This is a genomic window from candidate division WOR-3 bacterium (assembly GCA_039801365.1).
Taxonomy (GTDB): domain Bacteria; phylum Hydrothermota; class Tepidihabitantia; order Tepidihabitantales; family Tepidihabitantaceae; genus JBDRUN01.
On sequence record JBDRUN010000015.1, the window covers coordinates 1 to 12448 of the forward strand.

11 protein-coding genes are annotated in these 12448 nt (G+C 57.9%); 4 read left to right on the top strand and 7 right to left on the bottom strand.

Annotated features, from left to right (window positions below):
• The first annotated feature begins 316 nt into the window (after positions 1 to 316).
• From rho to ABIL25_03555, 4 genes are all read left to right on the top strand, one after another.
• Positions 317 to 1582, top strand: coding sequence for a transcription termination factor Rho (gene rho / locus ABIL25_03540; protein ID MEO0081352.1), 1266 nt, complete (start codon positions 317 to 319; stop codon positions 1580 to 1582).
• 2 nt (positions 1583 to 1584) lie between these two features.
• Entirely contained in the window at positions 1585 to 1878 is a 294-nt protein-coding gene (gene rpmE, locus ABIL25_03545) for a 50S ribosomal protein L31 (GenBank protein MEO0081353.1), read from the top strand.
• A 6-nt stretch (positions 1879 to 1884) separates the two neighbouring features.
• Positions 1885 to 2983, top strand: a protein-coding gene (gene prfB, locus ABIL25_03550) for a peptide chain release factor 2 (GenBank protein MEO0081354.1) whose coding sequence is annotated in 2 segments (ribosomal slippage) — positions 1885 to 1941 and positions 1943 to 2983 — 1098 coding nt in all. Because the reading frame shifts where the segments join, the coding sequence is not laid out codon by codon here.
• 144 nt (positions 2984 to 3127) lie between these two features.
• Positions 3128 to 3316: a ferredoxin gene (locus ABIL25_03555; protein ID MEO0081355.1), complete on the top strand. Its 189-nt coding sequence runs from the start codon at positions 3128 to 3130 to the stop codon at positions 3314 to 3316.
• 112 nt (positions 3317 to 3428) lie between these two features.
• Here the strand turns inward: ABIL25_03555 and hflX are convergent, their stop codons facing one another.
• From hflX to rpsU, 7 genes are all read right to left on the bottom strand, one after another.
• Positions 3429 to 4763, bottom strand: a complete 1335-nt coding sequence (gene hflX, locus ABIL25_03560; protein MEO0081356.1) for a GTPase HflX — start codon at positions 4761 to 4763, stop codon at positions 3429 to 3431.
• A gap of 3 nt (positions 4764 to 4766) precedes the next feature.
• On the bottom strand, positions 4767 to 5357 hold the full coding sequence (locus ABIL25_03565) for a CDP-alcohol phosphatidyltransferase family protein (GenBank protein ID MEO0081357.1): 591 nt from the start codon (positions 5355 to 5357) through the stop codon (positions 4767 to 4769).
• Positions 5341 to 6132, bottom strand: coding sequence for a 16S rRNA (cytidine(1402)-2'-O)-methyltransferase (gene rsmI, locus ABIL25_03570; GenBank protein MEO0081358.1), 792 nt, complete (start codon positions 6130 to 6132; stop codon positions 5341 to 5343). The genes ABIL25_03565 and rsmI overlap by 17 nt, the downstream gene beginning before the upstream one ends.
• A gap of 77 nt (positions 6133 to 6209) precedes the next feature.
• A complete protein-coding gene (locus tag ABIL25_03575) occupies positions 6210 to 7886 on the bottom strand; it encodes a sigma-70 family RNA polymerase sigma factor (GenBank protein ID MEO0081359.1) in 1677 nt (558 codons plus the stop codon).
• A gap of 140 nt (positions 7887 to 8026) precedes the next feature.
• Positions 8027 to 9694, bottom strand: a complete 1668-nt coding sequence (dnaG, locus tag ABIL25_03580; protein MEO0081360.1) for a DNA primase — start codon at positions 9692 to 9694, stop codon at positions 8027 to 8029.
• 8 nt (positions 9695 to 9702) lie between these two features.
• The gene (locus tag ABIL25_03585; GenBank protein ID MEO0081361.1) at positions 9703 to 12105 is read right to left on the bottom strand and encodes a Smr/MutS family protein; all 2403 of its coding nucleotides are present in this window, start codon (positions 12103 to 12105) and stop codon (positions 9703 to 9705) included.
• A gap of 120 nt (positions 12106 to 12225) precedes the next feature.
• Positions 12226 to 12423, bottom strand: coding sequence for a 30S ribosomal protein S21 (rpsU, locus tag ABIL25_03590; GenBank protein MEO0081362.1), 198 nt, complete (start codon positions 12421 to 12423; stop codon positions 12226 to 12228).
• Positions 12424 to 12448: the final 25 nt, after the last annotated feature.

Genomic DNA, 12448 nt, shown 5'->3' on the forward strand with positions numbered 1-12448 from the left:
CTGCGCTCGACCTTGACGAGTTGCTGGCGCTACGGGTATCATATGAAACGCGCAAGCGTCAGGCAGGGGGTCACGATGTGCCTTGGCCGGCCCAAAATGAAGTACCAATGGCTTGACAATAGTGACAACTTGTCTATACTTGATGCGTCCAAGGGACAAGACCGACCGAGGGTAGCTTGTTCATTTCATTTGAGTTGACTCGTCAGTGCAACGGCTCGGCTCGAGCGGAGAAGTCCTGGCGATTCTAGCCGAAATCTGAATAGCGTCGCGGCTCGCTGGCCGCTTGGATATTCGAAGGTAATCCAAAGGAGAGCGCATGACACAGGAAGAGCTCAAGCACAAGAAAATCGGCGAACTGTACGAGATCGCCGAACAGATGGGAATCCCGGATGCGCGTGAGAAGCGCAAGCAGGGCGTCATCATGGCGATCATCAAGGCCGAGGCCAAGAAGATGAAGGATTCAGGTGAGGGGGTCACTGTCTCAGGCGTGCTTGAAATCCTTGAAGAAGGCTTCGGCTTCCTCCGCTCACCTGACTACAGCTACCTGCCCTCCTCTGACGACATCTACATCTCGCCCTCCCAGATAAAGCGCTTCGGGCTCAAGACCGGCGACACCATCGTTGGCGGCGCACGCCCGCCCAAGAACTCCGAGCGCTATTTTGCCCTCCTGCGAATCGACTCGGTCAACGGCGCTACGCTTGAGGAAATGCGGCAGCGTGTCCCGTTCGATGCACTAACACCGCTCTACCCTTCTCAGCGCATCAACCTCGAAGTCGAGAAGGAAAACGACCTCTCCAAACGGGTCGTAAATCTATTCGTACCAATCGGCAAGGGCCAGCGTGGACTGATCGTCTCCCCCCCACGGGCCGGTAAGACCATCCTGCTGCAGAAGATTGCTAACAGCATCACTGCCAACCATCCGGAAATCACCCTCATTATCCTCCTGATTGACGAGCGACCCGAGGAAGTAACCGACATGGAACGCTCGGTCAATGCCGAGGTCATCAGCTCCACCTTTGACGAAGTGCCAGAGCGACACGTCCAAGTAGCAAATATGGTACTAGAGAAAGCCAAACGCCTTGTCGAGCAGCACCATGACGTCGTGATACTCCTTGACTCGATTACTCGGCTGTCCCGTGCGCACAATCTTGTTGTGCCGCATTCCGGTCGAACCCTGTCCGGCGGACTCGACTCGAATGCCCTACAGAAACCGAAGAAATTCTTCGGAGCCGCCCGCGCCGTCGAAGAAGGCGGTTCGTTGACAATCATCGCAACCGCGCTGGTCGAGACCGGCTCGCGTATGGACGAGGTAATCTTCGAGGAATTCAAAGGTACCGGCAACATGGAGCTAATCCTCGACCGCAAGCTTGCCGACCGTCGCATCTTCCCGGCCATTGACCTGCAACGCTCCGGCACCCGCAAGGAAGAGCTGCTTCTGTCCGAGTTCGAACTCAACCGCATCTGGGTAATGCGTAAACTTCTGGCCGAGCTGAATCCGGTAGAAATGATGGAGTTCGTGCTTGACAAGATGCGGCTGACCCGCAACAATAAGGAGTTTCTGGAAGCAATGAGCGAGAAATAACCATGAAAGAAAAAATCCACCCGAACTACGTGGACTGCGTTATCACCTGCGCTTGCGGCAATGTCGTAAAGACCCGCTCGACCAAACCCAAGCTGGATGTAGATATCTGCTCCGCCTGCCACCCGTTTTTCACCGGCAAGCGTAAGCTCGTTGACACTGCCGGCCGGGTTGAGAAATTCCGGCGCAAGTATGGCGAAGCCGTACCGGCAAAACGTCCGCGCCGGACCGCGGCACCCAAAGCCAAGGCACCGGAAGAGAAGATAGAGGCCAAGGAAGAAAAGCCGACCGTCAAGTAACTAACCGTGGCCGAGCCGCTCCAGACCGTGGCCGACCGGCTGGCCAAGCTCAAGGAGTTCCTTTGAGCTTGACCGTCGGCGTTCCGAGCAGCAGAGCCTGACAACAGAAAGCAGCCATCCGGACTTCTGGCAGAATCCGGCCCGGGCTCAGGAAGTAATGCGTCGCATTTCGTCTAACGCCGACATTATCGAACGGGTCGAACGCCTAGAACAAGACGTAAGAGATGCGGCTGAGCTCCAGGAACTCTTCCGGTCTGACGAAAACGTCTCGGCCGAACTTACCGCACATCTCGAAAGAGTCGCCCGCGAATTGAACGCGCTCGAAGAGCGGGCAATGTTCAATTCGCCTGAGGACGCCCGCGGAGCAATCGTCTCCTTCCACCCGGGTGCTGGCGGAGTTGATTCGTCAGACTGGGCTGAAATGCTTTTCCGGATGTGCACACGTTACGCAGAGAACCAGGGTCTCTCCTGTCGCGTTCTTGACTTCCAGCCCGCAGAGGAGGCCGGTATCCGCGACGCCACTGTCGAAGTTACCGGCCCGTATGCCTACGGGCTCCTCAAGTCCGAGGCCGGAGTTCACCGTCTCGTGCGCATCTCGCCCTTTGACGGCAACCAGCGACGTCACACAAGCTTTGCGGCGATTTCGGTCCTACCTGAAATCGAAGAAGTGGAAGTCGAAATCAATCCCAACGACCTGAAGATCGACACCTTTCGCGCCGGCGGCCACGGCGGCCAGAACGTCAACAAAGTCAGCTCCGCGGTCAGAATTACACATCTGCCAACCGGCATTACAGTCACCTGCCAGAACGAACGCTCCCAGTTTCAGAACCGGCAAAACGCCCTGAAGATTCTCCGCGCCCGGCTCTATGATCGTCTGAAGCAGGAGCAGGATGAAAAACGCCGCAAGTTCGAAGAAGCCAAGACTGAAATCGCCTGGGGTCACCAGATCCGCTCATACGTGTTCTTCCCCTATCAGCTAGTGAAGGACCACCGTACTGGCGTGGAAACCCACGACGTCGAGGCGGTAATGAATGGACATATCGAACAATTCGTTCACGCATTTCTAACACAGATACCGCGCCGACAGACCGGGGTCGAATGTTAGATGCCTGTCGGACAGTAGTAGGGTGACAACGAAGGATGGCTGACCAGGCCCGAAAATCTTCACTTGACAAGACACCCTAGATGTGTATTACAATGCCCGAATCCTGAGATGATCAGAGAGGAAAGCTAACCAACAGGAGGAAACGTGAGAGTGACGATTGACCAGGAACTGTGCACCGGCTGCGAGCTGTGCGTCGGAACCTGTCCGGACCTGTTTGAGATAGCCGAAGAGACCGCAAGACCCAAGGTCGACATTGTGCCGGAAGGCGCAGAAGAGTGCGCTCGCCAGGCGGCCGAGGACTGTCCGGTTTCGGCCATCAAACTCGAAGAATAACAGAACGCGGACGAACATCTTCTACCTCCTCAACCCAGAGCGGCGATAGACGTAGCCGGGAGCTTGCTCCGTACTATCGGGGCGGCGATGCCAATCCCGCTACAGCGTGACGCTAGCGGCGGCGGATGGCCGCATCTAGAGCCTTACGTGCCCGTCCCAGCGCAGCCTCGAATCCACTGACCACTAGTCGCCGCTTACCGTCAAGAGCTTCTTCTCTAAGCACCCGGCCCGAATCACGCACGAGACTAATAAGGTCCCAGCGCGTGTCCGGAATTGTGAAAGTGCGCGTCCTCATTTGGCGCCGAACTCTACCCAGCAGTTCACGCTTGAGTTCCTGGATGCCGAGACCGGTCTTACCCGAAACAAACTGGGCCCCGGCATAGTTGCGCCTGAGCCGATCCAGCACTGCGTCATCAAACACCCGGTCCACCTTTGAAAAAACAACCAGCACCGGCTTATCCTTCGCACCGACTTCGGCTAGAGTATCGTTTACCGCATCAATCTGTCTTTCCAGGTGTTCCTCGGTCGCATCTGCGACGTGGAGTAGCAGGTCAGCCTCGCGGACTTCGGCGAGCGTCGAACGAAAGCTTGCAACGAGCTGATGCGGCAGGCTGCGTATGAATCCGACAGTATCGGTGAGTACCACTCGAACGTGCGGATCAAGGTCTAGTGGCTTGGTGTTTGGGTCCAGCGTTGCAAACAGACGGTTCGATACCATTACACCAGCGTTGGTGAGCTGATTGAACAACGTTGACTTGCCGGCATTGGTGTACCCGACAAGCACAACCTGGAACAGTTCCTGCCGCCGCCGGCGCTGGGTCTCCCGCTCTCGATCTATCCGACTAAGAGAATGACGAAGACTAGCGATGCGGTGCCTGATGCGGCGTCGGTCAACCTCAAGCTGCGTCTCGCCGGGGCCACGCGCACCGATGCCGCCTTTGATGCCGCCGAGCCGCGACATCTCGGCCCCGAATCCTGTCAATCGGCTCTGCCGGTACTCAAGTTGAGCAAGCTCAACCTGGATCTTCGCCTCCGCGGTTCGGGCATGAATTGCGAAAATATCAAGGATCAGAGCAGTACGGTCAACAACCCTGACCCCAACTGCAGCCTCAAGGTTGCGCTGCTGGGTCGGGGTGAGTTCATCGTCGAATATCAGGAGGTCAATTAAGTGCTGCCGGCACAGCTGTCTCAGTTGCTCGACCATGCCGCTACCCACGAACGTAGCCGGGTCTGGCCTGGGCCTTACCTGAACTAGCTTTTCCACCACGATGCCGCCAGCCGTCCGCGCCAGCGCGGACAATTCCTCAAGCGAGTCCACCTTGGCCCAACGGAGCTTGCTTGAAGTCGCAAGTCCGATCAGAAGTGCACGGTTCACAAACGACGTCTGCTCGTCGGTCACACTGGCAGCAGGCCAGCGTGCCTCCCGTCTATCTAGATTTCCTGTCATCGGCTAACAATCGTGAGGTCTTGCCTGACCCAGGACATGCACAAGGCGGTGGATGACGGTACCAAAGCTCCCAGCAGCAATCACTGCAAGGGCAAGTGGAGTCCAGGTCCGCCCAAGTATGAACAGCCCGAATAGGAGCACTAACACCCTCACCGGCCGCTCGAACCAACCGACCCGACACTCGTACCCTGCCCCTTCAGCTCGGGCGCGAACATAGCTGACCATGAACGAACACACAAGAGCGAAGAGTACGACAAGCGCGTACCACCTGTTCACACTCTGGTAGTACCAGAAGAGACCAATGAATGCAACAAGCTCACCGAACCGGTCCACCACCGAGTCAAGGAAGGCGCCACTGCTTGTAGCCCGTCCGGTCAGCCGCGACAGTCCACCGTCCAGGGTGTCGCACAGACCAACCAGAGCGAGAAGAATACCGGCCCAGACAAATCGGCCCAAAGCAAGCAGCACGCTGGCGCCAAGGGCCAAGGGAACAGCAGCGAGCGTCACGGCGCAGGGCGTAACCCGGGCTGTAACCAGAAGGTTTACGAGCGGCCGCAGCAGCCTTCTTCCCCGGCGCTTACTCTCTTCCTTCACAGTTTGTCAAGCTGCCTAGACACTCACCAGTCTCGGACCGGCTTTCCTCAACTTGCTCCGAGTCATGTCCGGTCTGAGATTCGTCTTCCTTCCCGTCCTTCTCCTGCTCGTCTTGACCGCTTTCAGCACCCGCAACCACAACCACAGTCTCGCCCTTGAGCTCGCGATCTGCAAACCTAGCGAGAACATCGCTCAGCGTCCCGCGGACAACCTCCTCAAACTTCTTCGTCAACTCTCGACCTACCACCACTCTGCGCTCACCCCACAACTCACGCATTTCGGCAAGAAGCCGCGCCAGCCGGCGGGGTGACTCGTAGAATACCATCGTCCGCTGTTCGTTCTTAAGACCTGCAAGCCGTTTACGACGCCGACCTTCCCGTTTGGGCAAGAAACCTTCAAATGCAAATCGGTCCGACGGCAGACCGGAAACAACAAGTGCTGCAAGGATAGCCGACGCACCGGGCACCGCAACTACCCGCAAACCTTTCTCAATTGCAGCGCGAATCAGATAGAACCCGGGGTCAGATATGCCCGGGGTACCTGCGTCGGTGACCAGTGCTACCCGCTTGCCCTGCACAATCATTTCCAGAACTTCCGGCGTCCGGCTCAGCTTGTTGTACTCATGATAGGAAACCAATCTGGCTTTCACACCGAAGTGGCCCAATAGGAGTCCGGTGCGCCGTGTGTCCTCACAGGCGACCGCGTCCACCCAGGCCAGCACGTCGAGCGCTCGCAGTGTCATATCACCGAGATTGCCGATTGGTGTCGAAACCACGTAGAGACCAGGTTCAAGAGAACCTTGGCCTACAGCGCTTCCGCTGGAACGCAGCGGCCGCTTATTGCCGCTTCGGCTCATTTCAGAAGATCACGCAGCGCTTCGAACTTGCGCAGCCGCACCGGGTGTCGCAGTTTCTTCAGCGCCTTGGCCTCAATCTGTCGCACACGCTCGCGGGTGATATTGAATATCTGACCGACTTCCTCGAGTGTTCGCGGGCAACCGTCGCCCAAGCCGAAACGCAAACGCAGCACCTTCTCCTCTCGCTTGGTCAGGACCTTGAGTGCGCTTTCAAGCTTCTCGGCCAGTAGTGACACGCCTGCCGCATGAGATGGCGAAGCGGTCTTTTCATCGCAGATGAAATCACCAATGAAACTTGACTCGTCATCATCCACCGGCTTGTCCAACGAGACACCGAACTGCGATATCCTAGTCAACGCCTCAATCTTGTCCTTGGGCGTTGACAGCCGCTGGGCCAGCTCCGCAACCGACGCCTCACGGCCGTGTTCCTGCATGAACTTACGCTGAATCTTGCCCACCTTGTTGATAGCATCAATAATGTGAGCCGGCACTCGCACAGTGCGGGACTGATCCGCTATTGCCCGGGTTATTGCCTGCTTTATCCACCACGTCGCATAGGTAGAAAACTTGAACCCCTTGCGGTAGTTGAACTTCTCGACTGCCTTGATGAGACCGACGTTACCTTCTTCCAGAAGGTCGGCAAACTCAAGACCCCGATTGACATACCGCTTGGCGATCGAGATCACCAGACGAACATTGCCCTCGATCATCTTGTCGCGGGCCGCAATTATTCTCTTTTCGCACCGAGCCATCTCCTCAAGATTTCTTCTAATTTCTGGTATGCTACAGCCTAGAAACACCTGTTCCTGCTTGAGTTGCGCCCGCAGTTGCTTGACTTCATCGGCGCTGCGTCCTTCGGCCCTTGCCCGCTGAATCTTCTCGTGACACTCAAGCGCCCGCCGTGCAGCATCTTTGAACTGGCCGATGAAGACGTTGATAAGTTGATGCTGAAGTGCGAGTTTCTTGATCCAGTTTACAACCCTCTGCCGCGCCTCCTCGACCTTGAACCTTGTCCTGCGTCCCGGTCGCTTACTACCCCGCTCGATGCTATCAATCCAGTCGGCCTCGCGGCGAATCCGGTGAATGATCGAAACGAACCGCTGCCGGTCACGGGAAAGCGCCTTCTGGTCAAACAGGCATTCGAACTCGACGCGTGCAACTTGGTCGAGTGATTTGGTGCCGTCCTCAATTGCTGCGCACTCATTGACCAGTTGACGCATAATCGCTACCGGCCGGAACAGAAACTCGATTATACTGTCGTACCCCTCCTCCATTTCACGGGAGTAGTATATCTCCTCCTCCCTCGTCAGCAGCGGCAGCTTGGACAGCTCCCGGAAATAGGACTTGGTCGGGTCCTCGGTGCGCTGGATAACCGGCCTTGGGCCTCGGCGCATCACTGGCAACTCTTCTTCCCGGCTCTCCGTTACCCTGATGCCATCCCTGGCCAGCTCAGTAATGAGTTCATCAAGCTGTCGTGAAGATGTCAGTACCTCGTCAGGCAGCAAGTCATCAAGTTCCTCGTAGGTGATGCGTTTGTCTTGGGCTGCCTTCTGGTAAACTGACTCCAGCCACCCCACGCGCTTTAGCCGGGCCTCTCGGGTCGCTTCGGTCACAAGCTCCTGTTCCTCGTTCTCGGTTGCGGGTGGCAGTTGCTCATCCATGTACGACTTCAACTTGACCTCAGAGCCGTCGTCTCGGCCGCAAGGATATCCGGTTCGACTCGCCCGCGGCTTGGCACGGGTCCGGAACGGAGAGCCTGCAGACCCTATTTTCCTTTTTGCTGACGTTTTCTTCCGTTCTTTCCTTCTGTCGCTCATTTGCTGGCACTCCTTTCACGTGCGACCCCGCCGAGAAGTTCGCTTCGCTCCCGACTGAGCATCTCGGCCTCGCGTTCGTTGCCCGCTTCGTAGGCCGCAACAATCCGACGGTGCAGCCAGGCCGCCCGGAGCCGGCGTACTCGCTTTTCGAACTCATCCGGGTCAGGCAGCAGACGCTCAACAAACGTCCATCCTGCCAGTCTTCTTCTCGTATCTTCATCGCTGATCTTGTCTAGCAGCAGTGCCGGACCAAATCCCGGCTCGTCGCAGTGCTCGGCCACCAGCGCAGCCACAGCCCGCAGGCGTTCATCGGCCAACACCTCGGCAACGCAGAAATCCCGTACCACGCGAGCGAGGTTTGCATCCTGAACCGCAACCGCAAGCACTTTCTCCTCGATCGCATCAGTACCAGGTACTCTTGGCCGTGCCGCTGGTAGCTCGGCTGCGTCTGCAAGCAGTACTTCCTTAGTGACCCTCAAGCGGGCGGCCACCTCGTTGGCGTAGAGCTCTCTTGTTGCCGGGTCTCCGATGAGCCGCAGCAGAGCAACCAGCTCCCGCAACGCCGCCCGTTCGTCCGTTACAGTACGGAGTTTCCTGCCTTCAAGCACAAAATCCACGAATCCCCGGGCCTGGCTAACAAGCAACCGGAAAGCATCCACACCCTCCTTGCGCACGTAGGCATCAGGGTCGACGCCGTCTGGCAGCAATACAAACTGAGGGTCAAGCCCGCAACGCAGCACTGTCTCGAGTGTCCGACGGGCTGCCTTGCGACCAGCCGCATCGCCGTCGAAGCAAACGATGACGCTGCGGTTGTATCGGGCAAGCAAGAGTGCCTGACTCATAGTCAGCGCTGTGCCAAGCGGAGCGACTACGTTATTGATGCCATTCTCTACAAGCGTCAGCAAGTCGAAATTACCCTCGACCAGAATCGGTGGTTCCTCACGCATGTACCCTTTGGCCTGAAATGCCCCATATAGAACATAGCCCTTGCGGAAAATCTCGGTGTCGGGCGAGTTGAGGTACTTAGGTTCTTCGTCACCCAGTACCCGGCCGCCAAAGCCTACAACTTTGCCCGACATCGAGAAGATCGGGAATATCAGTCGGTCATAGAAATAGTCCGTAATGCCCGCCTCCCGCTTCACCAGCAGCCCGGCCCGCAGAAGCCCTTCCTCAGGCCAGGACCTCCGGCGTGCCTCCCCACGCAGCCGGTTGCCGGCTGGCGCGAAGCCGAGCCGGAATCGCTTGACCGTACCAGGTGTGAGACCTCGGCGTTCCACGTAGGCCATAGCACGCTCGGACGTTGCGAGCTGTCGCTCAAAATACTGCGTGACCTGCTCGCAGATTTCATACATCGGCCGGTTCGGACCTGCCGCCTCCTCAACAACCTCAATGCCAAGGCGGTTTGCCAAGAACCTCACCGCTTCTGGAAAAGCCAGTTTCTCATGTGCCATCACGAACCCGACTGCATTACCGCCGGCTCCACACCCGAAACAATGATAGGTCTGGCGGTCCGGGCTGACATAGAACGAGGGACTGCGGTCTGGATGAAATGGACAGAGCCCACGGAAGTTACGGCCAACCCTTTTCAAAGGCAGATAGGAACCAATAAGCTCCACAATATCGGTTTCGGCTCGCACGCGTTCAACAGTTTCAGGCTTTATCATCCTAGTTCCTAACCTCGCTTACGCCGGTTCGCTCGCTTTTGCCCAGGCGACGTGGCAACACTCAACTTCGCGTCACCGGATGCGTCGTCCCCAAGCAACACGACCGTAGCTCCGGTTCCGCCCTCAGACGGCTCACCGAACCGAAATCCACGCACTCGCGGGTCATCACGCAGGCGTCGCCACAACATCTTCTGCAACACGCCCATTCCCTTGCCGTGTACCACCACGACCTGTTTAGTTCCCAAACATACTGCATCATCCAAGAAGCGGCTTACAGCCTCTTCAGCCTCGTCCTTGGGCATACCGCGGACACTGAGCCTCGGTTCAAAGTGAAAAGGTTCTGCTGCCTGCACTACCCCCGGCGCGGAATCGGCCGACGCCCCAACTGCGACAAGGTCCGAGACCGGCAACTGCATTCTGATGTTACCAAGCACAACTGTCACTGCCTCACCAGTGACTTGAGCGACCGTCCCGCGACACCGAAGCGACTTGGATTCGACTGCATCCCCGACCGCAAATCTCGGCCCTATGTTTGGCTCTCGAACCTCGGACGCTGAACCCTGAGACTTTGTGCCAGTCACGTCAGTTTTCCTCAGCTCGTCCTCGACAAAACGCTTAGCCTTAACCACCACGTCATGCCGAGCCTGGGTTTCCCTTATTTCTCGTACCAGATTCTCTATCTCGCGCCGAGTGCGGATCAGTACATCCTTCCGCTCGTGCTGCAAGCGCTCCTGCTCAGTTCGAACCCGCTGTTCGAGCTCATCCAATCTTGCCTCGTACGTAGTCCTGAGCCGTTCTCCTTCCAGACGGACCGCCTCGGCCTCGCGCCGTGCGACCAATGCTTTCTCGAGTTCCTGGTTCAGAACGCGGAGCTTCGCTCCAAGGTCAAGCCACTCGCGACCAAGTCTCGACTCGGCCCTGCGAATCAACTCCTCGCCGAGCCCGACTCGGGCCGCAATCTCGAGCGCACTTGATTCGCCTGGAAAGCCGAATGTCAGCCGATATGTCGGCCGGCCGTCCCGGAATCCCATGGCCGCATTGACCATACCTGGTTCGTCCTGCACGAACATCTTCAGCGCACCTAGGTGAGTAGTCGCTACCGTTAGTACCCCGCGGTCGCGTAACGCCTCAAGCACCGCCACCGCCAACGCTACCCCTTCTTCCGGTGCGGTCGAAGCCCCAATCTCATCCAAAAGCACGAGGCTACGGGTGTCAGCGTGTTCGAGAATGTGCTTCAACCGGACCAAGTGGCCGGTAAACGACGACAGGTCCGCATCAAGCGATTGCTCATCTCCGATGTCGACGAACACCTTCTCAAACAGGGGCAGACTGGTTCCGGCTTCAGCGGGCAAGTAGAGACCGCAAGCAAGCATAAGGCAGAGCAGACCAAGCGTTTTGATGACAACCGTCTTGCCGCCCGCATTCGGCCCTGAAACAAGTACCACATGTTTGCCATCCGGCACCCGAAAATTGAGCGGCACCACATCCCGCTTCCGCCTTGCCAGTAGCGGATGTCTAGCCCCCACCAGCTCGATACGACAGCCGTTGGAGATTTCGGGTCTGCAGCAGTTGAACTCCAGCGCGAACCTCCGTTTCGCCAACAGCAGGTCCAGCTCGCCGACTGTGTCAATGCTGATCTGCAGATCGGCCGCGTGTCTCGCCACCAGACCGGACAAGTTCCTAAACACTCGCGCCACTTCGTCAGCCTCGACCCCGCGTAGCTCGGCAAGCTCGTTCTGATCTGCAACCGTTTCAAGCGGCTCCACGAAAAGTGTATGGCCACTGGCCGAGCTCTCATGGATGACGCCACCAACCTGCTCGCGTGCCTCAAGGCGAACCGGCAGGACGAACCGGTCTCGCCGCACCGTCGGCCGGTCCGCGAACCACTCCGGGTGCTCAGCAACCATCTTCTCCATCCGATCCACCAGCCGATTGCGCCGACGTCGCAACTCCCTTCGGGTCTTGTCCAGCACCGGCGTGGCCGAATCGCGAACCAAACCAGCGTCGTCCAGAACACGGTCTAGCGTCAGTTCCAGCTCAGGCTGCTCTACGAGCCTACGCGCGACGTGCCAGACCCGGGGAGCTCTTTCCCGTCGCTGGCTAAAGAATTGACGGCTCCTGCGGACACCAGCACACGCACACCGCACGGCCAACAGCTCAGGGCCAGCAAGGATGCCTTCCTGAACGGCACGCCTCAAACACGAACGAATGTCCGGCACACTGCCAATATCCGGCTCGTCCTCCAATGCCACAAGCTCGGTCACGCGATCAAGTTCGGCCTTGACAATTTCGGCCGAAGCCTGAGGGACCATGGCCAACGCCCGTTCCTTTCCCATTGGTGTGCGGCAGTAGCTGGCGATGATCTCGCACACCCGCGGAAACTCTAAGAGCTCCAAGGCTTGCTTCGACAACTCAGCTCCTGACTAAATCCCCGGCTGACGCTGGAGGCCGATAGCTTCAAACTTCTCGCCATAGACTGGAAGCCGTCGGTCTGTCCGGCATTCATCTGCGGCCTGCCTACCCTCTTGCGCTCAGCGCCAGTCCGACTGCTGTCTACGCCAATTGCGCCTGCGTGCCTCGGCTGCCTTGCGCTTCCGACGAACACTCGGCTTTTCATAGTACTCGCGTCGCTTCACGTCCCGAAGGATGCCGGCCTTCTCGCAGGCCCGGCGGAACCGGCGCATGAAGCTCTCATACGACTCACCTTCCTTGACGACGATACCTGCCATCTCTCGCTAACACCTCCTTTCCTCT

Excerpts from the sequence above, each read along its gene's own strand:
- rho (MEO0081352.1), top strand. The coding sequence starts at position 317 with ATGACACAGGAAGAGCTCAAGCACAAGAAAATCGGCGAACTGTACGAG.
- rpmE (MEO0081353.1), top strand. The coding sequence starts at position 1,585 with ATGAAAGAAAAAATCCACCCGAACTACGTGGACTGCGTTATCACCTGC.
- hflX (MEO0081356.1), bottom strand. The coding sequence starts at position 4,763 with ATGACAGGAAATCTAGATAGACGGGAGGCACGCTGGCCTGCTGCCAGT.
- dnaG (MEO0081360.1), bottom strand. The coding sequence starts at position 9,694 with ATGATAAAGCCTGAAACTGTTGAACGCGTGCGAGCCGAAACCGATATT.
- rpsU (MEO0081362.1), bottom strand. The coding sequence starts at position 12,423 with ATGGCAGGTATCGTCGTCAAGGAAGGTGAGTCGTATGAGAGCTTCATG.